The organism is Streptomyces sp. NPDC043176 (genome assembly GCF_056436715.1).
Genome location: NZ_JBWKCA010000009.1, coordinates 243,479 through 266,110 on the forward strand (window position 1 = coordinate 243,479; position 22,632 = coordinate 266,110).

Annotated in this window: 18 protein-coding genes; 6 read left to right on the forward strand and 12 right to left on the reverse strand. The window is 73.7% G+C overall.

Going from position 1 to position 22,632, the window contains the following annotated elements; all coding sequences use genetic code 11:
- Positions 1-80: 80 nt before the first annotated feature.
- From AC067A_RS17710 to AC067A_RS17725, 4 genes are all read right to left on the reverse strand, one after another.
- Positions 81-2,114 (reverse strand): helix-turn-helix domain-containing protein, encoded by a 2,034-nt coding sequence (locus AC067A_RS17710; RefSeq protein WP_479243374.1) that lies wholly within the window; start codon positions 2,112-2,114, stop codon positions 81-83.
- A gap of 180 nt (positions 2,115-2,294) precedes the next feature.
- The gene (locus tag AC067A_RS17715; RefSeq protein WP_479243375.1) at positions 2,295-3,176 is read right to left on the reverse strand and encodes an AfsR/SARP family transcriptional regulator; all 882 of its coding nucleotides are present in this window, start codon (positions 3,174-3,176) and stop codon (positions 2,295-2,297) included.
- A 388-nt stretch (positions 3,177-3,564) separates the two neighbouring features.
- Entirely contained in the window at positions 3,565-4,035 is a 471-nt protein-coding gene (locus AC067A_RS17720; RefSeq protein ID WP_479243376.1) for an anthrone oxygenase family protein, read from the reverse strand.
- Between the two features lie 61 nt (positions 4,036-4,096).
- Complete coding sequence (locus AC067A_RS17725) at positions 4,097-5,704, reverse strand: vWA domain-containing protein (protein WP_479243377.1); 1,608 nt, start codon at positions 5,702-5,704, stop codon at positions 4,097-4,099.
- A 215-nt stretch (positions 5,705-5,919) separates the two neighbouring features.
- Between AC067A_RS17725 and AC067A_RS17730 the strand changes: the two genes are divergently transcribed.
- On the forward strand, positions 5,920-6,639 hold the full coding sequence (locus tag AC067A_RS17730) for a helix-turn-helix domain-containing protein (protein WP_479243378.1): 720 nt from the start codon (positions 5,920-5,922) through the stop codon (positions 6,637-6,639).
- Positions 6,640-6,655: 16 nt separating this feature from the next.
- Here AC067A_RS17730 and AC067A_RS17735 read toward each other — a convergent pair whose 3' ends face one another.
- Entirely contained in the window at positions 6,656-7,531 is an 876-nt protein-coding gene (locus AC067A_RS17735; RefSeq protein WP_479243379.1) for an ABC transporter permease, read from the reverse strand.
- Positions 7,528-10,167 carry an alpha/beta fold hydrolase gene (locus AC067A_RS17740; RefSeq protein WP_479243380.1) on the reverse strand — a complete coding sequence of 880 codons (2,640 nt, stop codon included), beginning with the start codon at positions 10,165-10,167 and terminating at the stop codon, positions 7,528-7,530. The genes AC067A_RS17735 and AC067A_RS17740 overlap by 4 nt, the downstream gene beginning before the upstream one ends.
- A gap of 142 nt (positions 10,168-10,309) precedes the next feature.
- Between AC067A_RS17740 and AC067A_RS17745 the strand changes: the two genes are divergently transcribed.
- On the forward strand, positions 10,310-10,729 hold the full coding sequence (locus tag AC067A_RS17745; RefSeq protein ID WP_479243381.1) for an N-acetyltransferase family protein: 420 nt from the start codon (positions 10,310-10,312) through the stop codon (positions 10,727-10,729).
- 76 nt (positions 10,730-10,805) lie between these two features.
- On the opposite strand, the gene mmsA is transcribed toward AC067A_RS17745, so the two are convergent.
- From mmsA to iolC, 4 genes are read right to left on the reverse strand one after another with little or no spacing between them, the layout of a single operon-like run.
- Positions 10,806-12,308, reverse strand: coding sequence for a CoA-acylating methylmalonate-semialdehyde dehydrogenase (mmsA, locus tag AC067A_RS17750; RefSeq protein WP_479243382.1), 1,503 nt, complete (start codon positions 12,306-12,308; stop codon positions 10,806-10,808).
- Positions 12,309-12,322: 14 nt separating this feature from the next.
- Positions 12,323-14,194 carry a 3D-(3,5/4)-trihydroxycyclohexane-1,2-dione acylhydrolase (decyclizing) gene (iolD, locus tag AC067A_RS17755; RefSeq protein WP_479243383.1) on the reverse strand — a complete coding sequence of 624 codons (1,872 nt, stop codon included), beginning with the start codon at positions 14,192-14,194 and terminating at the stop codon, positions 12,323-12,325.
- Positions 14,191-15,048, reverse strand: a complete 858-nt coding sequence (gene iolB, locus AC067A_RS17760; RefSeq protein ID WP_479243384.1) for a 5-deoxy-glucuronate isomerase — start codon at positions 15,046-15,048, stop codon at positions 14,191-14,193. The genes iolD and iolB overlap by 4 nt, the downstream gene beginning before the upstream one ends.
- A gap of 9 nt (positions 15,049-15,057) precedes the next feature.
- Positions 15,058-16,005: a 5-dehydro-2-deoxygluconokinase gene (iolC, locus tag AC067A_RS17765; protein ID WP_479243436.1), complete on the reverse strand. Its 948-nt coding sequence runs from the start codon at positions 16,003-16,005 to the stop codon at positions 15,058-15,060.
- Positions 16,006-16,161: 156 nt separating this feature from the next.
- On the opposite strand from iolC, the gene AC067A_RS17770 reads away from it, so the two are divergent.
- A complete protein-coding gene (locus AC067A_RS17770; protein ID WP_479243385.1) occupies positions 16,162-17,070 on the forward strand; it encodes a sugar phosphate isomerase/epimerase family protein in 909 nt (302 codons plus the stop codon).
- Positions 17,071-17,456: 386 nt separating this feature from the next.
- Complete coding sequence (locus AC067A_RS17775; protein ID WP_479243386.1) at positions 17,457-17,654, forward strand: helix-turn-helix transcriptional regulator; 198 nt, start codon at positions 17,457-17,459, stop codon at positions 17,652-17,654.
- Between the two features lie 65 nt (positions 17,655-17,719).
- Here AC067A_RS17775 and AC067A_RS17780 read toward each other — a convergent pair whose 3' ends face one another.
- Positions 17,720-20,041 (reverse strand): MMPL family transporter, encoded by a 2,322-nt coding sequence (locus AC067A_RS17780; protein WP_479243387.1) that lies wholly within the window; start codon positions 20,039-20,041, stop codon positions 17,720-17,722.
- A 163-nt stretch (positions 20,042-20,204) separates the two neighbouring features.
- On the opposite strand from AC067A_RS17780, the gene AC067A_RS17785 reads away from it, so the two are divergent.
- Entirely contained in the window at positions 20,205-20,870 is a 666-nt protein-coding gene (locus tag AC067A_RS17785; RefSeq protein WP_479243388.1) for a TetR/AcrR family transcriptional regulator, read from the forward strand.
- An 83-nt stretch (positions 20,871-20,953) separates the two neighbouring features.
- Here AC067A_RS17785 and AC067A_RS17790 read toward each other — a convergent pair whose 3' ends face one another.
- Positions 20,954-22,168, reverse strand: coding sequence for a cation:proton antiporter (locus AC067A_RS17790; RefSeq protein ID WP_479243389.1), 1,215 nt, complete (start codon positions 22,166-22,168; stop codon positions 20,954-20,956).
- Between the two features lie 190 nt (positions 22,169-22,358).
- Here AC067A_RS17790 and AC067A_RS17795 point away from each other — a divergent pair, with 190 nt between their 5' ends.
- On the forward strand, positions 22,359-22,583 hold the full coding sequence (locus AC067A_RS17795; RefSeq protein ID WP_017237200.1) for a heavy-metal-associated domain-containing protein: 225 nt from the start codon (positions 22,359-22,361) through the stop codon (positions 22,581-22,583).
- The last annotated feature ends 49 nt before the right edge of the window (positions 22,584-22,632 follow it).

Sequence of the window (22,632 nt, forward strand, 5' to 3'; positions counted from 1 at the left end):
GCGGCGGTCACCCGGCACGTCGTCAGGCAGTGAGGTTCGCCAGGCCGTCAGGTTCGCCAGGCCGTCAGGCCGTCAGGTCGTCAGGGGGTGCGGTCCTGCGGGGGCTGCGGGCGGGACGGGTCGGCGGCGGCGCGGCCCTGGGCGAGGACCTCGCGGGTGCGCTGGAGGCGCAGCGCCAGCTGGACCTCCAGGACCTGGCCCGGCTTCTGCCATTCGGGGCCGAGGAGTTCGCCGATCCGCTCCAGCCGGCGGGAGACGGTGTTGGGGTGGACGTGGAGCGCCTCGGCCGCGTTCGTGGGGCTGCCGCCGGAGGCGAAGTACGCCTCCAGGGTGCGGGTGAGGTCGGTGAACCGCTCGGCGTCGTAGTCGAGCACGGGCCCGATCGCCGACTCGACGAAACCCTCCACGTCGTGGTCGTCGGAGAGCAGCAGCCCCAGGAAGCCCAGGTCCTGCACGGAGGCCGCCGAACCGGTCCCGCCGAGCGCGCTCATGGCGTCCAGGCAGCGCCCGGCCTCCTGGTACATGCGCCCGACGCCGTCCGGGCTCCAGCCGGGTCCGGCGGCGGCGACGGAGACGGGATGGCCGAGCAGCGGGGAGAGTTCGGCGGCGACGGCCTTGGCGGCGGCCGAGGCGTCGATGCCGGGGAGCAGCAGCACGATGCAGCCGCCCTGCACGGTCTTGAGGCCGGAGAGGCGGTACGCGTACGAGGACGCCCACACCACCGCCCGGCCCTGCTCGCCGCCCTCGGGCCTCGCGACCACGAGGACGTGCGGTTTGCGCAGGTCGACGCCGAGGCGGCGGGCCCGCTGGGCGATCTGCTGCGGCGCGTGCGGCGGGTCGGCGATGAGGTCGTCGAGGAGTTCGTCGCGGACGGGTCCTTCGGCGACGGCCGTGGAGCGCCGCATGAGGAGGAGGAAGGCGACGGCCTGGGCGGCGAGTTCGAGGAGCCGCTCGTCCTCGCCGGTCAGTCCGCTCGCGGCGCGGACGACGAGCCCGCCGAGGTCCTCCGATCCGGCGATGACCGGGGCGACCCAGGTGTCGTCGTCGGCGAGGACGGGGCGGCGGCGGGCGTGCGCGTCGAGGGAGGCCTTCGCGACGGCCTCCTCGTCGAGGTCGGGGATGTCGCCCGCGGTGGCGAGGCAGCGGCCGCCCGGGTCGCGGATCGTCACGGTCGCGTCGAGCGCGTCGGCGGCCGCCTTGGCCACGTTGCACAGGTCGCCACCGGACAGGACGAGGTTCATGATGCGGCCGTGGGTCTCGCTGACGTGCCGCATGCGGGTGAGGCTGGTGCGCACCCGGGAGCTGTCCCGTTCGAGTTCGGAGACCTCGGCGCGGGTCCGGTCGAGGAGCCCGGCCTTGTCGACGGCGAGCGCGGCGAGGTCGGCGAGCGCCGCGAGGAGCCCGACCTCCTCGGGGGTGTGGTCGCGGACGCGCCGGTCCGCGCCGTGCAGGGCGCCGATCACGGTGTCGCCGCTGCGCAGCGGCGCGGCCATCATCGCGTGCACCCCCTCGGCCCGCAGGGCCGCTTCGGCCGCCTCGTCGAAGGCGGGGGCGTGGACACCGGCGTCGAGGGAGCCGGAGGGCGCGAAGCGTTCGTCGGCGAGGTAGTCGGGGGTCCAGACGGGCTCGCCGTGGAGCTGGACGGCGCCGCCGAGCCCGTACCCCTCGACGATCCTGAGGCCGGGGGCGAGACGCGGTCCGCCTGCGCGGTCGGCACCGGCGCGGGAGCCCTCGGTGGTGTGGACGTAGCAGGCGCCGTGCGGGGCGCGCAGCGTCACGTACACGAGGTCGAGGCCGAGCAGCCGCCGGGCGCGGCGGGTGATGACGCGCAGCAGGCTGTCGAGGTCGTAGGAGAAGGTCAGGTCGCGGGCGGTGTCGGTGAGCGTGGCGAGGGCGGCCTCGCGGCGGGCGTCCTGTGCGCGTCCGGCGTGGACGCGGTCGGCGAGTTCGACGGCCCGCTCCAGGCGGGCGAGGCCGTCGCCGTCGAGACCGGCGAGGCGGGCGTCGTCGAGGAGGGCCTCGAAGTGTGCGGGCGGGGCCTGTCGGGCGATCAGTTCGAGGACCGTGAGCAGCGCGTCGGCACCACCGGCTCCGTCCGCGCCGTGCAAGGTCATGGCCCCTACCCCCGTAGTCGAGCGAAATCGGGCACCTCGGAGGAAACCCGCACTGCTCGCCGAAAATAATTCGGCTTCGGGAGTCGGTCAACGGTGACCTGCCGCACTTCATTCCCCCGGTGCGTCCCCCGGCGCCGATCGGCCGGACGCCCCCGGCTGCCAGGCCGCTCTGTCGTGTCGTCAGCCGACCGATCCGGCCGGGACGAGTCGGGCGCGTCCCGGGGTGTACTGGGCGGGGACGCGGGCGCCGTAGACGGGCCGGCCCGTGGTGTGCCGGACGGCGAGGACCGAGCGGTGGAGGCGGCGCAGCCGCGCCGAGGGTTCCATGCCGCTCTCCCCCATGAGTGCCCCGCGCAGCCGTTCGTAGGTGGCGAGGGCCTCGTCGTGGTGGCCGCAGCGCAGCAGGGCCACCATGAGGTGGGCGTGCAGCGGTTCGTTGGTGCGGTAGCGGGCGACGAGTCCGGAGAGCTCGGAGAGGAGTTCGGCGTGCCGGCCGAGGCCGAGCTGGGCTTCGATCCACTGGTCGAGGACGCTCAGCCGGGAGGTTTCGAGGCGCTCGATCTCCCGGCGGATGCGGGGTCCCGCGGCCACCCCCGCGTAGGGGTCGCCGCGCCAGAGGGCGAGCGCCTCGCCGAGGCGGAGGGCGGCGCGCGGGAGGTCGCCGGCCTCCATGGCGCGGTAGCCGGCGCCGGCCGCCCGCTCGAACTGCCAGACGTCGTGGACGCCGCCGCCGGTGTCGAGCCGGTAGCCGCCGGGCTGGGCGACGAGGATCGCGTCGGCGGTGCGCCGGTCCGACCAGCCGGGGCGCGGCTCGGCCGGCTCGGCGCCGCGCAGGGCGCTCGCGATGAGGGAGCGCAATTCCGCTATGTGTCCCTGGAGTTCGGCGCGTGCGGCGCGGGGCGCGCCGGACGGCCAGAGTTCCTCGGTGAGGACCGTGACGGGCACGACCTGGTCGGCGCTGGCCGTGAGCAGGGCGAGCAGCTGCCGGGGCGCGGCCGCCGTCGGGGTGATCGACACCCCGTTCTCACGTACCGACAGTCCCCCCAGGATCCGGACGTCCACCTTGCCCCCTCAGTGTCTGTGCGGTGTCTACGCGCGCCACGGCCTCTGGATGATTAGAAAAGACCCCCGTAGGCATGTCAATAAGAAACCGGATGGTACGGAATACTGAACTCGGATATCGGGGTGATTCACCCCTTTTACGGGGGTATAGAAGCGTCAAGTTTTCGTCATTGGCGCAGACCTGCACCCCCCGACAGACTGTTTCCGGACTCGGAGGTACGCTTTACCAGGGTCCGCACAGGGGGTGACGGCACCCTGAACCGCGAGTTCCGGCCAGAAACCGACACGGGGGTTCGGTTTCTGGGCGGAGCTCGTGTCCAGTGCCCGGCCGGCTCCGGACACGACGAAGCCCGGCCGGCGTCGCGGTCCGTTTCCCGGTCGGGGTCCCCTAGAGCACGGCGGCCGCGGTGAGCAGGCCGAACGACACGGTGATCAGCACCGTGCGGACGCGGTGGAAGCCGTTCCACCGCTTCTCGAAGGCGGTCCGCGCCGCCGCCGGGTCGTCGCCGGGGGTGCCCTCCGCCGCGGCCAGCGCCACGTTGAGCGGGACGTTGCCCGTCACGGTGACCGCGTGGTTGAGGACCGCGGCCACGAGTCCCGCCAGGACCAGCCACTTCTGGGTGTCCGTACGCCCGTCGACGGGCACGAGGAACGCGGCGAGGGGGAAGGCGACCACCCCGAGGAAGACCGCGAGGAACACCGGCTTCGGCACCCACTCGTTGATCCGGCGCATCGCCGGGACGAACTCCGCGTCCGTCAGGCGGGCGAGCGCGGGCATGATCCCGGTCAGGAAGATCAGCAGGAATCCCGCGTAGAGACCGGTGCATCCGACGGCGAGGGCGAGCAGCAGCGTGGCCATACGGCCATTCTCGCCCGCCGCCCGCCCCGGACGCGAGACCGGTACGCCCCGGCCGTACGGATCAGCTGTACGGGTCGCCCGACCGCAACTCGCCCTCCTTGGAAGGACCTTCGCCCCCGCCCTCGCCCGGAGGGAGCAACCCGCCGGCCTGCCGGAGGGCGTCCGTCAGCTCGCCGACCACCGCCGAACCCGACCGGTCGGCGATCGCCCCGGCACGGTTCGCGAGCGCGGTGAGACCCGGCGCGCCCGGCAGGTCGCCGCCGCGCAGCGCGTCCGCGAAGTAGGCGGCGATCGCCGTCAGTTGCAGGCTGTCGTGCCCCTCCCCCCAGATGTCGGCGGTCAGCGCGCCCGTGCCGACCGAACCGGACCGCTCGCGCGGCGCCCGGGTCTCCGGGTCGAGCCAGCGGACGGTGGCGGTGGCGACCTGCCCCGTCACGCCGGGCCGGGTCTTGACCGCGTACAGCGCGGTGACGGTGTGCCCGGCCCCGATCTCGCCGCCGTCCACCCGGTCGTCACGGAAGTCCTCGTCGGCGACCTCCCGGTTCTCGTACCCGACGAGCCGGAACTTCTCGACCGTCCGCCGGTCGAAGGCGACCTGCGCCTTGGCGTCGCGGGCGCGGAGCTCCACGTGCGCGGGCAGCTGGTCGACGAAGACCTTGCGGGCCTGCGCCGAGTCGGCGACGTACGTCGTCTGCCCGTCGCCCTTGTCGGCGAGCTTCTCCATGAACGCGTCGCCGTACTCGCTGCCGACTCCGACGCCGAACAGGGTGATCCCGTACTCCCTGCGCTCCTCCTCGATCCGGGCGAGGATCGTCTCCGCCTCGGTGGCGCCGGTGTTGGCCAGCGCGTCGGAGAGCAGCACGACCCGGTTCGTGGCGCCCTCGCGGTGGCCGGCGACGGCCACGTCGTACCCGGTCCGGACGCCCGCCTCCACGTTGGTGGACGAGCTCGTCCCCAGCGACTTCACCACTTCCTCGATCCGGGTCCGGTCCGCCCCCACCCTGGTCATCGGCAGCAGCGTCTCGGCCTCGGCGCTGAAGGTGACGAGCGCGATCGAGTCGTCGTCGCGGAGCCGGGAGGTGAGCAGCCCGAGGGACTCCTTGACGAGGTCGAGCCGCCCCGGCTCGTCCATCGACCCGGAGATGTCGACGACGAAGGTGAGGGCGGCGGGCGGACGTTCGGCGGACCGGTCCGCGCCCCGGGTGGCGAGCCCGACCCGGACCAGGGACCAGCCGTCCCGCCCGGCGCGGGCCCCGTCGAGGGTCACGCTGAAGCCGTTGTCCGCCGGACGCGGGTAGTCGGGCCGGAAGCTGTTGACGAACTCCTCGGGGCGCACGGTCGCCGGGTCGGGCAGCCGCCCCTCGGCGAGCGCGCGGCGCGCGTAGCCGTAGGACGCGGTGTCGACGTCCAGCGCGAAGGTGGACAGGTGGTCGGGGGCGGGCACCGGCGAGCGCCGCTCGCCCTCCCCGGGCGGCGTGGTGCCGGTGCGCCCGCCGTCGGGGACCGCCGGGGCGGTCCTGCCGCCCTCCCTCACCCCCCGGTCGGCGCTCGCGCCGTCGCCGCTCGCCCCACAGCCCGTGACGGCCAGTCCGGCCGCGAGCAGCGCCGCGATCGCGGCCGGGAACCGGGCCCCGCTCCGGCGGGCCTCCGTCGCGCTCGGTCGTTCCATGACATCTCCCCCTCGTCGTACGGCACTTGTGAATGTGACGAACGAGAGGTCCGGATGGAGCAGTCGAAGGAGTTGCGGATGGATCTCGATGCGGCAACGGCGACGGGGGCGCACCGGGGTGGCATGGATTCGCCATCCTTTTCAACAGGGGTTGTCACCGTGTGCAGTCACGTGCGTACATGGAGTGGACATCGATCGGGCGGGGGTGGTCAGCGGTGGCAGAGAGCGCGGGCTCCGTGATGCTCGCCCGTTCGGCGATGAACCGGGCCGCGACCGAGGGACAGCGGCCCGCGGGGCGCCCGGTCCGGGGCGCGCGGAGCATCAGCGCCGCGCTCGCCGGGCTGGCCGCTTCCACCCGGTACGAGCTGCTGACCTTCGACGACCCCGTCGCCTCCGCGGGCTGCGCCATCCCCGGGCCGTTCCTGGAGCTGGCGGGAGCGTGCATGCGGGCCGCGGCGGAACGGGCCGGCGAGGTCAGACGGATCGTCCCGAAGCACGCCCTGCCCCGGCTCGAAGGGGGGCTCCGGATCCCCGGCCGGGCCCGCCTGGCGGACGCGATCCCGTTCAAGATGATCCTCGTCGACCGTACGGTGGCCGCGGTCCCGCTCGACCTGGAGCTGCTCTACAACGGGCTGCTGCTGATCCGGGACCCGGTGGTGGTGCAGGCCCTCGCCCGTGCCCACCACACCTTCTGGGCGGCGGCCGAGGAGCTGACCTACAGACCCCCGCCCCCGTCCCCGCCGAGCGATCTGCCGCCCCAGCTGCGGCTGGTCCTCGACGCCCTCCTGTCCGGGCTCACCGACGAGACGGCCGCGGCCCGGCTCGGCATGTCGGCGCGGACGTACAGCCGCCGCGTCGGCGAGCTGATGTCCGTCCTCGGCACGACGAGCCGCTTCCGCGCGGGCGCGGAAGCGGCTCGAAGGGGGTGGGTGTGAGCGGGCCGTAGGAGCTCTACGACACGATGTCCTTGCGGGCGAAGCCACGGAAGGCGAGCGCGAACAGGACCAGGGCGTACGTGAGCGAGATCGCCGTGCCCTTCACCATGCCGCCCCATTCCAGCTGGGGCTGGAGCGCGTCGATCCAGGCGAACTGCCAGTGCGCGGGCAGGAAGTCGCGCCAGTCGCCGAGGGCCGTGACGGCGTCGAGGACGTTGCCGACGATGGTCAGGCCGACGGCGCCGCCCACGGCGCCGAGCGGGGCGTCGGTGCGGGTGGAGAGCCAGAAGGCGAGCCCCGCCGTGACGAGTTGGGAGGCGAAGACGAACGCGACGGCGACACCGAGCCGCAGCAGCGACTCCCCGGCCGGCACCGCGCCTCCGGTCGGCAGGCTCAGCGGCCCCCAGCCGTAGGCGACCGTGCCGACGGTCAGGGCCACGAGCGGCAGCAGGAGCATCGCGGCCGCGCTGTACCCGAGGGCGACCGCCAGCTTGGAGGCGAGCAGCCGGGACCGCGGGACGGGCGCGGCGAGCAGGTACCGCAGCGAGGACCAGCTCGCCTCCGAGGCGACGGTGTCCCCGCAGAACAGGGCCACCGGAATGACGAGGAGGAAGCCGGCCGAGACGAAGAGGCAGGTCGCGGCGAAGTTCGCGCCGGACGTCGTCGCCGTGTCCATCAGGGTGATCCGGCCGTTGCCGGCGCCGTCCGCCGGCCCGCCGATGGCGAACGCGGCGACCAGGATGAACGGCAGGGCGACGAGGATGCCGCCCATCACCAGGGTGCGCCGCCGCTTCCACTGGCGCAGCGCCTCGACGCGCAGGGGCAGGGTGCGTCCCGCCCGGTAGCCGGGGGCGGACTCCGCCGCGCCCGTGAGGGTGCCGGTGGTGCTCATGCGGATCCTCCTCCGATCAGGGTCAGGAACGCGTCCTCCAGACGCCGGTGCGGTCCGACCCCCGTCAGCGGCACGTCCAGGCGGACGAGTTCGCCGATGAGGGCCGTCGCGTCGGCGCCGTCGAGGCGGACCAGGAGTCCGCCGTCGACGCGCGTGGCCGCGCCGACCCCGGGCAGGGCGGCGGTCTTCTCGACGAGGGCGTCGTCGATCTCCCCGGCGAGGGTGACGAGCAGGGTGTCGCCCGAGCCGGTGATCTCGGCGACCGGCCCGGCCTGCACGAGCTGCCCCCGGTCCATGACGACGAGGTGCGTGCAGGACTGCTCGACCTCGGCGAGGAGGTGGCTGGAGACGATGACGGTGCGGCCGCCCGCCGCGTACCGGATCATCACCTCGCGCATCTCCCGGATCTGCGGCGGGTCGAGTCCGTTGGTGGGCTCGTCCAGGATCAGCAGGTCCGGCAGGCCGAGCATGGCCTGGGCGAGGGCGAGGCGCTGCCGCATGCCCTGCGAGTAGGTCCGCACGGCGCGTTCGAGTGCGCCGCCCAGGTTCGCGATCCGCAGCGCCTCGTCGGCGTGGGCGTCCTCGGCGGGACGGCCGGTGGCCTTCCAGTACAGGTCCAGGTTCTCCCGGCCCGACAGGTGCGGCAGGAAGCCGGCGCCCTCGACGAACGCGCCGACCCGGGAGAGGACCGGGGCGCCGGGCCGGATCGCCTGCCCGAAGACCCTGATCTCCCCCTCGTCGGGGGTGATGAGGCCCATCAGCATGCGCAGGGTGGTGGTCTTGCCCGCTCCGTTCGGCCCGAGCAGACCGAGGACCTGCCCCTGCTCGACCCGGAAGGACAGGTCACGGACGCTGTACCGGTCGCCGCCCTTGTACTTCTTGGACAGGCCGGTGATCTGGAGCGGTACGGAGGTGAGTTCCGGGTCGGGCGCGGGGGCGGCCGTCCTGCGGCGGGCGGTCAGCAGCAGGGCGGCCGCGGCGGCCAGTCCCAGCAGCGGCAGGCCCCACACCCACCAGGGCAGCGCGGCGGCCTGGGTGGACAGACCGGGCGCGGTGGGCACGGTGAGCGGGCCCTCGACGGCGACGGTGTACGTGGCCGGGACCGTCGGCGAGGCGTAGCCGAGGTCGGTGGCGGCGAGGACGAGCCGCAGCCGGTGCCCGGCCTCCACCTCGTGGTCGATCGCCGGCAGGGTCAGCGACAGGGCGCGGCCGGCCCGGGCGTCGTCGACGCGGAAGGGGGCCACGAGCTGGGAGGGCAGCACCTGCTGCCGCCCGTCGGGCCCGACGTCGTACACCTTGGCGAAGAGGACGGCCGAGCCGTCGCCGGCGGTGGAGCTCACCTTGACGCGGACGGTCGGCGTTCCGGTGATCCGTACGGCCGTGGTCTGCGGCTTCGCGTCGAAGCGGGCGTACTGGCCGGGGAAGTCGAGGGAGAGCCCGACGCCCAGCGAGGACAGGCCGGAGAGTCCGCCGCCGAGGCCGGGGACCGCCGAGACGGCGGGCGGTGCGGCGCCGGCCGGGTTGGCGAAGGTCTGCGGCGGGCCCGCGAGGGGGACGGTAGTGGCGCCGGAGGCGAGACCGGGGTAGCGGTCGGCGGTCGCGGCGCGCAGCGTGGCCCGCCCGTCGGTGGAGTCGACGCCGCCGGTGCGGCTGACCCGGAAGGCGGGTCCGGTGTCGACGGAGGTGTCGCGCTTCAGCCAGCGGTCGAACCAGGCGCCGATCCGCCGTTCGACGCGGTCGGTCTCCCGGTCGCCGCCGTCGTGGCCGCCGGCGATCCAGTCGACGGCGACGGGGGCGCCGTTGGCGGTGAGCGTACGGGCCATGGCGTCGGACTGCGCCAGGGTGAAGAGGGAGTCCGACTGGCCCTGGACGAGGAGCGCGGGCACCTTGATCGCGGAGCCGACGGCGGACGGGCTGCGGGCTTCGAGGAGGGCGCGGGCGGCGGCGTCGGGCTTCCCGGAGACGGCGACGCGCTGGTAGAGGGCGCAGACCTCGGGGGTGAACCGGCCGCATCCGTCGGCGTTCGGGGCGCCCGGCCGCTCACCGGTGGAGAAGAAGATCCCGGCCCACAGCTTCTTGAAGACGCCTTCGGGGAAGAGCGCGTCGGCGAGGTTCCAGTAGGTGATCTGTGGGGCGATCGCGTCGACGCGGGCGTCGTGACCGGCGGCGAGCAGGGAGATCGCGCCGCCGTAGGAGGCGCCGGTGACGCCGACGCGGGGGTCGCCGGGCTCGTCGAGGAGGACCTCGGGGCGGTCCGCGAGCCAGTCGATCAGCTTCCGGACGTCCTGGACCTCGTGGGCGGGGTCGTTGAGGCCGATCTCGCCGGTGGAGGCGCCGAAGCCGCGGGCGGACCAGGTCAGGACGGCGTAGCCGTCGCGGGCGAGCCCTTCGGCCTGGGCGCGGACGTCGTCCTTGGAGCCCCCGAAGCCGTGCCCCAGGAGGACCGCGGGCCGTCGTCCGGTGCCGTCGCCGGTGAAGTACGAGGTGTCGAGCCGTGCCCCGTCGACGGACAGGACCCGGTCCGCACGGTGCACGGGCGGTGGATCGTCCGAGGCGGCGGCGGTCCAGGTGCCGGTGCCCGCGAGGACGGCGAGCGCGGCGGTGACCGCGGCCCACCGGGGGATTCGGAGTCGCATGGTGTCGAGCCTAGGCGGGACGGCGGCCCGGTCGCGGCGCTCCCGAGGGGGAATTCGGCGGCCTCCTGGAGTCGTACGCGTTACGGTCCGCGTACAGCAGGCGCGGTACGCGCACCGGGGTGCGCGCGGCGGGAGGTGCGGGATGGAGATCCGGCGGGCGACGACGGCGGCCGAACTGGTCGCGGCGGAGCACCTGTACGACGGGCCGGCGCGGCGGGAGTGGGCCGAGCGGTTCCTGGCGGCGGGCGGTCATCTGATGCTGGTCGCGTACGCGGAGGACGGCTTCCCGGCGGGGTTCGTCTCCGGGATCGAGATGGTCCACCCGGACAAGGGCGTCGAGATGTGCCTGTACGAGCTGGCGGTGGACGAGGGGCACCGGCGGCGCGGGGTCGGCCGGGCGCTGACGGCGGCGCTGGTGGCGGAGGCGCGGGCGCGGGGCTGCCGGGGCGCGTGGGTGCCGGTGGACACGGACAACGACGCGGCGCTCGCCACGTACCGGTCGGCGGGGGCGGCGGACGAGGGGGTCTTCGCGATGCTCGGCTGGACCTTCGACGAGGGGTGACGCGGGGCGTCCGGCACGGGGACGGCCCCCGGGGTGTGCTGTCAGCACCCCGGGGGCCGTCGTCGGGTGCCGCCCGTCAGTGGTTGCGCGGGAAGCCCAGGTCGACGCCGGTGGGGCCGTCGGCCGGGTCCGGCCAGCGGGTGGTGACGACCTTGCCGCGCGTGTAGAAGTGCACGCCGTCGTTGCCGTAGATGTGGTGGTCGCCGAAGAGCGAGTCCTTCCAGCCGCCGAAGGAGTGGTAGCCCACCGGCACCGGGATCGGCACGTTGACGCCGACCATGCCGGCCTGGACCTCCATCTGGAAGCGGCGGGCGGCGCCGCCGTCGCGGGTGAAGATCGCGGTGCCGTTGCCGAACCGCGAGGCGTTGATGAGGGCGAGGCCCTCCTCGTACGTCTCGGCGCGCAGCACGCACAGGACCGGGCCGAAGATCTCGTCCTGGTAGGCCTTGGCCGTGGTCGGCACGTGGTCCAGGAGGGAGAGGCCGATCCAGTGGCCGTTCTCGTGGCCCTCGACGGTGTAGCCGGTGCCGTCGAGGACGACCTCGCAGCCCTCGGCGGCGGCGCCGGTGACGTAGGAGGCGACCTTGTCGCGGTGGACGGCCGTGATGAGCGGGCCCATCTCGGAGGTGGGGTCGGTGCCGGGGCCGATCTTGATCTTCTCGGCGCGCTCGCGGATCTTCTGGACCAGCTCGTCGCCGACGGCGCCGACGGCCACGACGGCGGAGATCGCCATGCAGCGCTCGCCGGCGGAGCCGTAGGCCGCCGAGACGGCCGCGTCGGCGGCGGCGTCGAGGTCGGCGTCCGGGAGGACCAGCATGTGGTTCTTCGCTCCGCCGAGCGCCTGGACGCGCTTGCCGTTGGCGGAGGCGGTGGTGTGGATGTGGCGGGCGATCGGGGTCGAGCCCACGAAGGAGACCGCCGAGACGTCCGGGTGCTCCAGGAGCCGGTCCACGGAGACCTTGTCGCCGTTGAGGACGTTGAAGACGCCGTCCGGGAGGCCCGCCTCGGCGAGCAGCTCGGCGATCTTCATGGCCGGCGACGGGTCCTTCTCGCTCGGCTTGAGGACGAAGGTGTTGCCGGTCGCGATGGCGATCGGGAACATCCACATCGGCACCATGGCCGGGAAGTTGAAGGGCGTGATGCCGGCGACGACGCCGACGGGCTGGCGGATCGAGGCCACGTCCACCCGGTTGGAGACCTGGGTGGAGAGCTCGCCCTTGAGCTGGACGGTGATGCCGCAGGCCAGGTCGACGATCTCCAGGCCGCGGGCGACCTCGCCGAGCGCGTCCGAGTGGACCTTGCCGTGCTCGGCGACGATCAGCTCGGCGATCGCGTCGCGGTTGGCGTCCAGGAGCGCGCGGAACTTGAAGAGGATGGTGGTGCGCTGGGCGAGCGAGGAGGTGCCCCAGGTCGCGAAGGCGTCCTTCGCGGCGGCGACGGCGGCGTCGACCTCCTCGACGGAGGCGAGCGCGACCTGCGTGGTGACGGCGCCGGTGGCCGGGTCGGTGACCGGGCCCCAGTTCCCCGACGTGCCCTCGACGGTCTTGCCACCGATCCAGTGGTGGACGGTCTTCGTCATGACGAGTTACTCCTTCAGAGATGGCGGCGTCGGGCGGTGACGTGCCGGTCGTACTCCTCGCGGGCCTTGACCGCCGACGGGCGGGTCGACGTCTCGGCCACGGGCACATCCCACCACGCCTGGGCCGGGGGTGGGCCCGACACTGTGTCTGCCGTTTCGGTCTCGACGTAGACACATGTGGGAACGGCCGCCCGTCGTGCGTCCGCGAGGGCTTCTCGCAGGTCACGTACGGTGCGGGGGCGGAGCACCCGCATCCCGAGGGAGGCGGCGTTGGCGCCGAGGTCGACGGGGAGCGGCGCGCCGGTGAAGCCGCCGTCCGGGTCACGGTGGCGGTAGTCGGTGCCGTACCGCTCGGCGCCGACGGCCTCGGAGAGGCCGCCGATGGAGGCGTAGCCGTGGTTCTGCAGGATGACGAGCCGCAGGGGCAGCCGCTCCTGCACGGCGGTGACGATTTCGGTGGGGTTCATCAGGTACGTACCGTCGCCGACGAGGGCCCAGACGGGTCTGCCGGGTGCGGCGAGCAGCACGCCGAGGGCGGCGGGGATCTCGTAGCCCATGCAGGAGTAGCCGTACTCGACGTGGTACTGGTCCGGGGAGCGGGGCCGCCACAGCTTGTGGAGGTCGCCGGGGAGCGATCCGGCGGCGTTGATCAGGATGTCGCGGGCGTCGACCAGAGTGTCGAGTACGCCGAGGACCTGGGCCTGGGTGGGGCGGGCGTCCTCGTCGGGGGCGGCGTAGGCGGCGTCGACGCGGGTCTGCCAGCGGAGCTTCCCCTCGGCGTACTCGTGGACGTAGTGCGCGGTGACGTGGTGCGGGTCGAGGAGCGCGTGGAGCTGTTCCAGGCCTTCGCGGGCGTCCGCCACGAGCGGGAGCGCGGCCATCTTGTGGGAGTCGAAGGCGGCGATGTTGAGGTTGACGAACCGCGTGCCGGGGTGGCCGAAGAGGGTCCCGGACGCGGTGGTGAAGTCGGTCCAGCGGGTGCCGACGCCGAGGACGACGTCGGCGGTGCGGGCCAGGTGGTCGGCGACGGCGGTGCCGGTGTGGCCGATGCCGCCGACGTCCTGGGGGTGGTGGTGCGGGAGGGCTCCCTTGCCGGCCTGGGTGGAGGCGACGGGGATGCCGGTCAGCGCGGCGAAGTCGTGGAGCGCCTCCTCGGCCCCGCTGTAGCGGACGCCGCCGCCGGCCACGATCAGCGGACGGGTGGCCCGGCCGATCGCCGCGACGGCCGCGGCCAGTTCGTGCTCGTCCGGGGAGGGGCGGCGGACCCGCCAGATCCGCTCGGCGAAGAACTCGTCCGGCCAGTCGTACGCCTCCGCCTGGACGTCCTGGGGCAGCGCGAGGGTGACCGCGCCGGTGTCCACGGGGTCGGTGAGGACCCGCATCGCGGCGAGCGCGGCCGGGATGAGGGCCTCGGGCCGTCCGATCCGGTCGAAGTAGCGGGAGACGGGCCGCAGGCAGTCGTTGACCGACACGTCTCCGGCGTGGGGGAGTTGGAGCTGTTGCAGGACGGGGTCGGCGGGGCGGCCGGCGAAGGTGTCGCCGGGCAGCAGCAGGACCGGGAGGTGGTTGATCGTGGCGAGGGCGGCACCGGTGACGAGGTTGGTGGCGCCGGGGCCGATGGAGGTGGTGACGGCGTGCGCGGAGAGCCGGTTCGTCTGGCGGGCGTAGCCGACGGCGGCGTGCACCATGGCCTGTTCGTTGCGGCCCTGGTGGAAGGGCATGCGGTCGGCCTCCTCGACCAGTGCCTGGCCGATCCCGGCGACGTTGCCGTGTCCGAAGACGCCCCAGGTGGCGGCGATCAGACGGCGTCGTTCACCGTCGCGCTCGGTGTGCTGGGCGGCGAGGAAGCGGACGAGCGCCTGGGCGACGGTCAGCCGGATGCTCATGCGTATCCCTCCGTGTGGTCCGGATGGAAGCAGATCTTCCACTCCCGTTCGGGTCCGGGACCCGCCATGACGTTGAGGTAGTAGAGATCGTGACCCGGCTGGGCGATCGACGGGCCGTGCCAGCCGTCCGGGACGAGGACGGCGTCGCCGTCGCGGACCTCGGCGAGGAGGTCCGCGCCGCCGGGCCGGGAGGGCGAGATCCGCTGGTAGGCGAGGGCGCCAGGGCCGGCGATCTCGTAGTAGTAGATCTCCTCCAGGACGGACTCGGCGCCGGGCCGGTGCTCGTCGTGCTTGTGCGGCGGGTAGGAGGACCAGTGGCCGCCGGGGGTGACGACCTCGACGGCGATGAGCCGGTCGCAGGCGAAGGCGTCCGCCGAGGCGAAGTTCCGCACCCGGCGGGCGCGGGATCCGGTGCCCCGGGTCTCCACGGGAACCTCCGGCGCGGGGCCGTAGCGGGCGGGGAGTCGTCGCTCGCACTTCGCTCCTGCCAAAGCGAAGCGGCCTCCCGCGCCGGAGGCGATCTGGGCGTGGGCGTCGCGCGGTACGTAGGCGAAGTCGGTCACTCCGTCGAACACGCTCGCGCGGCCTTGGAGTTCGAGGATCTCGCCGTCGACGCGCACGCTACAGGCACCGGCGAGGGGAAGCACGACCCATTCGCCTTCTCCGCTGTCGAACGCGTGCGTCTCCCCCGGTCCGAGGGTGAGCACCCGGAGGGCGGAGTAGGTCCATCCGGCCCGCCCGGGGTCGATGTCGACCGTGTACGGGCCGTGCGCGGCGGTCCCCGCGGGCAGGTGGAGGGAGCGGGGCGGGGCGGCGCTCGGGGCGGGTCCGGGGGCGGGGCGGTCGGGGCTCATGCCGGATCCCTACCCCTTCTCGGGGATCGTTCCCGTGCCCGTCGCGAGGGCTTCGGCGATCTCGGAGGCGTACGGCATGGCGGAGGAGCAGGGGAGGCGGCCGGCGACGATCGCGCCGGCGGCGCCGGCGTGGCGCAGGACCCGTTCGAGGTCCCAGCCGGCGAGCAGGCCGTGGACGAGCGCCCCGCCGAACGCGTCGCCCGCGCCGAGGCCGTTGACCACCTCCACGGGCAGGGGCGGCACCTCGGCGCGGGCCCCGTCGGCGGAGAGCGCGAGGACGCCTTCGGGGCCCTGCTTGACGACGGCGAGCCGGACCGCGCCGGTGGCGAGGAGCGCGCGGGCGGCGGCGTCCGGGTCGCGTTCCCCGGTCGCCACCTCGCACTCGTCGAGGTTGCCGACGGCGACGGTCGCGTGGCGGAGGGCCTCGGCGTAGTACGGGCGGGCCGACGCCGGGTCCTCCCAGAACACCGGTCGCCAGTCGAGGTCGAGGACGGTCGTCCCGCGGCCCGCGCGGGCCCGCAGCGCCTCCAGGGTCGCGGTGCGGCTCGGCTCGGCGCACAGGCCGGTGCCGGTCGCCCAGAAGACCCGGGCGGCGCGGATGGCGTCGAGGTCCAGTTCGTGCGGGTGGATCTCCAGGTCGGGGGCCTGGGGCCGCCGGTAGAAGTAGAGGGGGAAGTCGTCGGGCGGGAAGAGCGCGCAGAAGGTGACGGGGGTGGGGTACGCGTCGACCTCGGTGACCCAGCGCTCGTCCACGCCGAAGTCCTGGAGCGCGCGGCGCAGGAAGGTGCCGAAGGGGTCGGCCCCGGTGCGGGAGACGAGCGCGGTGCGGCGGCCGAGCCGGGCCGCGGCGACGGCCACGTTGGCCGCGGAGCCGCCGAGGAACCGGCCGAAGCTGTCGACCCGGTCGAGGGCGACGCCGCTGGTCAGCGGGTACAGGTCCACGCCGAGGCGCCCCATGGTGATCAGCTCGTACGGCTCCGTCTCCACCCGCCACCTCTCGGCTCCGGCCCCGCCACCAGGTCTAGTCGTCGGCCGGGAGGGCTGTCAACGACATGTCCGGACATCCGGACGACCGTCTTGACGCTCTCCCCGGCCCCGGTCAGGGTGGCATTCATGACGAAACCGTCCGCACCGTCCCGTATCCGTGTCGGCTCCGCCCCGGACTCGTGGGGGGTGTGGTTCGCCGACGATTCCCGCCAGGTGCCCTGGCAGCGTTTCCTCGACGAGGTGTCGGGCGCCGGTTACACGTGGATCGAACTCGGCCCGTACGGCTATCTGCCCACCGATCCGGCCGTCCTCGCGGAGGAGACCTCGCGGCGCGGCCTGCGGGTCTCGGCGGCGACGGTCTTCACCGGGCTGCACCACGGCCCGGACGTCTGGGACCGCACCTGGGCGCACGTGGCCGAGAACGCGGCCCTGGCCCAGGCCGTGGGCGCCGCCCATCTGGTCGTCATCCCGTCGTTCTGGCGGGACGACCGGACGGGCGAGGTCCTGGAGGACCCGACGCTCACCGCCGGGCAGTGGCGGGACCTGACGCGGCTGACGGAGCGTCTGGGCCGGGAGGTGCGCGAGCGCTACGGACTGCGGATCGTGGTCCATCCGCACGCCGACACCCATCTGGACGGCGAGGAGAGCGTGACGCGCTTCCTCGACGCGACCGACCCGGAGGCCGTCGCGCTCTGCCTGGACACCGGACACTACGCGTACGCCGGCGGGGACAGCGTCAAGCTCATCGAGACCTACGGGGAGCGGATCGGCTACCTCCATCTGAAGCAGGTCGACCCGGAGGTGCTGGCGGGGGTGGTGGCCGAGGGGGTGCCGTTCGGGCCGGCGGTGGCACGGGGCGTGATGTGCGAGCCGCCGTCCGGGGTGCCCGCCCTCGAACCGGTGCTGGCCGCCGCGCGGGCCCTGGACGTGGACCTGTTCGCCATCGTCGAGCAGGACATGTACCCCTGCGAGCCCGACGCCCCCTACCCGATCGCCCTGCGCACCCGGCGCTTCCTCCGCTCCTGCGGCGTGTGAGAGGCGCGGGGCGGGCGCGCGGGGCGCAGGGCCGGGGGGCGGGTGCGGGGCGGCGGCGGGTGAAGGGGCGGCGCACGAGAAGGACGCGTGACCGGCGTACGGCTGGGTGCGACGCCCGGCGCATACTCGCCTGACCAGGGGTGACGCACGCGGACACACCGGTGGATGCGTGTGCCACTTCCGTCACACAGGTCCCTTCACCGTCACACATATCTCCGTTACGCGGGTTTTGCGTCACAGGCGGTCGACAGCCGCTCTCCTCCCGTCGGCAAGGCCGTTGCACCGGGCAACACGCTCATTGATCGCTTGATCGCAACCGCCCGCCCGCAGCGCCCCCGAACGGCACCCCATGCCACCGCTGCGCGGCGCGCAGGGAGGTACCGGGCATGACGGACAGAAGGCTCTGGTCGTACAAGGACATCGCCGCGCACATCCGGGTGCAGCCGGACACGGTCCGCTCCTACCGGAAGCACGGACTGCTGCCCCCGCCCGACCAGGTGGAGTCGGGCAAGCCCTACTGGTACGCGGACACGATCCACGCCTGGGTCGCCAACCGCCCCGGCAACCGGGCCCGCCGCGACTGAGATCCCGCCCCGCGCGGGGGCACGGCGCCGGGTCCGGAACGCTCCGGGCCCGGCGCCGTGCCGTCTCACCGCCGCGCGGTCGCGGTCTCCCGCCGCTCCCCCGTCGCCGCGGGGCCCTCCGGGGCCGGCGCGGGACCGGACGCGTCCGACTCGCTGATGCCGAAGCGGTCGTGGAAGCGGCGCAGAGGCGCAGGGGCCCACCAGGTGAGGCGGCCGGTCAGCTTCATGACGGCGGGGACGAGCAGACTGCGGACCACCATCGCGTCCATGAGGACGGCCAGGGCGACGCCCAGGCCGAGCATCTTGGTGTTGGTGACGCGGGAGGTGCCTATGGCCACCATGACGACGGCGAGGATCACGGCGGCGGCGGTGATCAGGCCGCCGGTGTGGCGCAGGCCGAAGCGGACGGAGTGCTCGTGGTCGCCGGTGACGTCGTACTCCTCCTTGATGCGGGAGAGCAGGAACACTCCGTAGTCCATGGAGAGTCCGAAGGCCACGCAGAACATGAGGACGGGCAGGGTCGTCTCGATGTCACCGGTGGAGGTGAAGCCGAGGAGTCCGGCAAGGTGGCCCTCCTGGAAGACCCAGACGACGGCGCCGAACATCGCGGTGAGGCTCAGGGCGTTGAGGACGACGGCCTGGACGGGGATGACGACGCTGCCGGTGAGCAGGAAGACGAGGAGCAGGGTGGCGAGGACGACGACCGCCGCCGCCCAGGGCAGCCGCTCGGCGAGGGCGTCCTTGGAGTCGACGAGGACGGCGGACTGGCCGGTGACGGAGGTGTCGAAGGGGGCGGCGACGGAGCGGAGCTCGCCGACGACCCGCTGGGCCTCCGCGCCGACGGTCTCGCCCTCGGGCACGACGGTGAAGTAGGCGTGTCCGCCGCCGCTGCCCGCGGTCACGGGTCCGTCGGCCCGGGCGACGCCGTCGAGGACGGATATCCGCTCGCGGAAGTCCGCGTACTGCGCGGGGGTGGCGGGCCCTTCGGCGAGGACGGTGATCCCGCCGCCGGGATTGCCGGGGAAGCCGTCCCGCAGCTGGTCCTGGACGATCCGGGAGGAGGCGGTGACGGGGAGCTGACGGTCGTCGGCGGTGCCGAACTTCACGCCGAGGAAGGGCAGTCCGAGGAGGACGAGCCCGGCGGTGGTGAGGACGGCGAAGACCGGCGCCCGGCGCATGACGAGGGCGGCGGCCCGTGCCCAGCCGGCGCCGTCCCCGGTGCTCTCCGGCCGGCCGCGGCGCAGGAGGCGCCGCAGGTCCAGGGCGTTGACCCGGTCGCCGAGCAGCACGAGGGCCGCGGGGAGCAGGGTGAGCGCGGCGGTCGCGGCGAGCAGGACGACGGCTATGCCGGCGTACGCGAAGGAGCGCAGGAAGTACTGCGGGAAGACCAGCATCGCGGAGAGCGAGACGGCGACGGTGAGGGCGGAGAAGAGCACCGTCCGGCCCGCGGTGCGCAGGGTGGTGCGGACGGCGGTGTGCGTGTCGGCGCCGGCCGCGAGCTCCTCGCGGTAGCGGCGGACGACGAACAGCGCGTAGTCGATGGCGAGTCCGAGTCCGAGCGCGGTCGTCAGGTTCTGCGCGAAGACGGAGACGTCGGTGAACTCGGTGATGCCGCGCAGCACCGCGTTGGTTCCGAGGATGGCGACGATGCCGACGCCGAGCGGCAGCAGTGCGGCGACGGCGCTGCCGAAGACCATGACGAGCAGGACGAGGGTGAGGGGCAGGGCGATGAGCTCGGCCCGGAGCAGGTCCTCCTGGATGACGGTCTGCATCTCGTGGCGGACGGCGAGGTCGCCGCCGAGGGAGACCCGGACGGGCCCGTGGGTGCCGCGGTACTCGGGGGCGATCCGGTCGAGGACGGCGGCTGCCGCCTTCTCCTCGCCGGCGATCCGGGCGGCGATGACCGCCTGGCGGCCGTCCTCGGAGCGGAGGGCGGGCGAGCCGGTGGACCAGTAGGAGCCGACGCCCTCGACGCCCGGCTCGGCGGCGAGCCGCTCGGCGAGCCTCCTGGCCTCGGCGGCGACGGCGGGCGCGTCCACGGCGGCCGCGCCGGCGGCCGGACCGGCTCCGGTCGCTTCCGCCGCGCCCGCCGCCCCGGCGTCCGCCGTGTCGACGAGGAGGAGCAGGTTCGGCTGGGAGCCGGGGAACTCCCGCTCCAGCGCCTGGGTCGCGTACGTGGACTCGGCGGTCGGGTCCTCCCAGCCGCCGCTGCCCATGCGGTCGGCGACCCCGCCGCCGGCGAGGACGGCGAGGGCGGTGAGCACGAGCGCCACGAGGAGGGTGAGGCGCGGCCTGGCGGTCACGAACCGCGTCCATCCACCGCCCGCAGATCGCCCCTGACCTGGAACTCCGGCCCCGCCGGACGCTGATTTCTTGACTTCGGCCATGCCGCGGTGTCCCCTTCACCTGACCCCTGCGCTCGCTTCCCGGCAGGTCGCATGGGTCGCCCATTGCCATAGACTGGCAAACACGAGTGATCACTCGCATTTTCCAAGAATGCGAGCGACCTCTCGTGTTTGTCAAACGTGTCGAGGAGATCTGGGGACAGTCATGTCCGAAGACATGCCCGAGGAACCGAAGCCGCGCCGCCGCCAGGCGCGTGGCGAGCGCCGCATCGCGCAGCTGCTCTCCGCCGCCGCGAGCGTCTTCTGCGCGAACGGCTACACGGCGACCAGCACCAACGCGATCGCCCGCGAGGCGCACGTGTCGCCCGGCACGCTCTACCAGTACTTCCCGAACAAGGAGGCCATCGCCATCGAGCTCGGCGGGCGCCTCCTGCACGAGATGCGGGCGGCCCACGGCCAGGCGTTCACCCCCGAGAACCTGGCCCTGCCGCTGCCCGAGCTGCTCGACGTCGTGGTCGACCCGATGATCGAGTTCAACTGCGCGAACCCCGTCTTCCTCGCCCTGATGCACGGATCCGAGGTGCCCGGCCGGATCGCCGAGGAGCACGACGCCCTCCACGCCTCGCTGCTCACCAGCGTGCAGGAGGTGCTCGCGCACTACGCCCCCGCGCTGACCGCCGCGGAGCGCTCCCGCATCGCCGACATGACGTTCGCGATCTTCAAGGGCGGCCTGGGGCTGGTGCTCGCGGCGCCCGCGGGGGCCGAACGGCAGGCGACGATCGCCGAGCTGAAGACGGTCCTGCTGCGCTACCTCGGCCCGCTGGCCGACGGGACGGCCCCCGCCGCCCTCACCGCGCCCCCGACCCACTGACGACCCCCCCGTCACCCTCACCGCGCCCCCGATCCGCTGGCAGCCCTCACCGCACCCCCGACCCACCGACGGCCCCGTGACCCTCACCACGCCTCCGACCCCCTGGCGGCGTCGGAGGGCGGCGTCTTCTCGCCCGCCCGCGCGCGCAGCCGCAGCGCGAGCAGCGGGAAGACGAGGACGGAGATCATGGCCGCCCCGACGAGCGCGGCCGCCTCGCCCGCCGTCATCGCCTTGTCGTCCACGCCGATCGTGGTGATCGCGACGACGAGCGGCAGCGCGGTGGAGCCGTAGAGCACGAGCCCCGTCCGGTCCTTGCGGTCGAGGTCGCGCGGCGCGAGGAACCGGATGGGGCCGCCGCGCACGGCGAGGAAGAGCAGCAGGAAGACCGGCAGCAGGAGCAGGGTCCTGCCCCCGGCGAGGAGCGAGTCGAGGTCGAACTCGATCCCGGTGACGACGAAGAAGACCGGGACGAGGAAGCCGAAGCCGACGCCCTCGATCTTCTCCAGGATCTCCGGCCCGGAGTCCGGCGCGGCCCCGGTCAGCACGAGCCGGGTGATGAGCCCGGCGGCGAAGGCGCCGAGGAGCATGTCGAGCCCGAGCGCCGTCGACGCCCCGAGCATCAGCGCGAGCAGCAGGAAGACGAACCGGACCGCGAACTGGCCGCTGCTGTGCAGGGTCTTGGCGATGACCTTGGAGAACCAGGGCGGGCGGGGCCGCAGCGCCCAGTAGACGGCGCCGGCCGTGAGCGCGGCGAAGACGGCGAGGAGCGCCGTCGACTCGGCGGCGCCCCGTCCGCTGAGCAGCAGCGCCATCGCGATGATGGGCCCGAACTCGCCGACGGCCCCGAAGGCCATGACGACCGAGCCGAACCGCCCGTGGAGCTCGCCGGCGTCCCGCAGCACGGGCAGGACGGTGCCGAGCGCGGTGCTGGTCAGGGCGACGCCGACGAAGACGCCCTTGGTGTAGCCGCCGCCGAGCAGGACGCCGGTGGAGAGGCCGAGGGCGAGGGCGGCCACCCAGGCCCACACCGAGCGCCTGAGGGTGTCGCCGCGGACCTTGCCGAACTCGATCTCGTACCCCGCGAGGAAGATCAGCATGGCGAGGCCGAGCTGCGAGAGGCCGTCGATCAGCGCGTCGGGGCGGGCCCAGTCGAGGACGTCGGGGCCGATGAGGATGCCGAGCAGGATCTCGAAGATGACGAGGGGCACGGGGAGCCTGCGGCCCACCCCGTAGGCGAGCAGCGGCGCCAGGACGGCGATCGTCATGATCAGGATGAGCGTGGTCCCCGAATGCGACATATCGGGTGTTTATCATGAGCCCCGGCCGGACACCCGGCCGACGGAGGGACTCGGAGGTCCAGTCGTGCACGAGCACCCGCCCACCACCCGGACGCCCCGCCGTCCGCCGCTCGCCCCGAGTGGAATTCATACCCCCTAGGGGTATAATCTCGGTATCGTAAGAGCCTGAATCCCCCAGGAGGAGCGCGCCATGTCCGCAGAGACGAAGACCGAACTCACCACCGTCTACCAGGTCAAGGGCATGACCTGCGGCCACTGCGAGGGCGCGGTCTCCGGCGAGATCTCCGCGCTCCCGGGCGTCTCCTCCGTCACCGCCGTCGCCAAGACCGGCGAGGTCACCGTCGTCTCCGACACCGCCCTCGACCGCGAGGCCGTGGCCGCCGCCGTCGACGAGGCCGGCTACGAGCTGGTCTGACACCGTCGGACAGGGCTTCGCAGGGTCGTACCGTTACCTGGTACGGCCC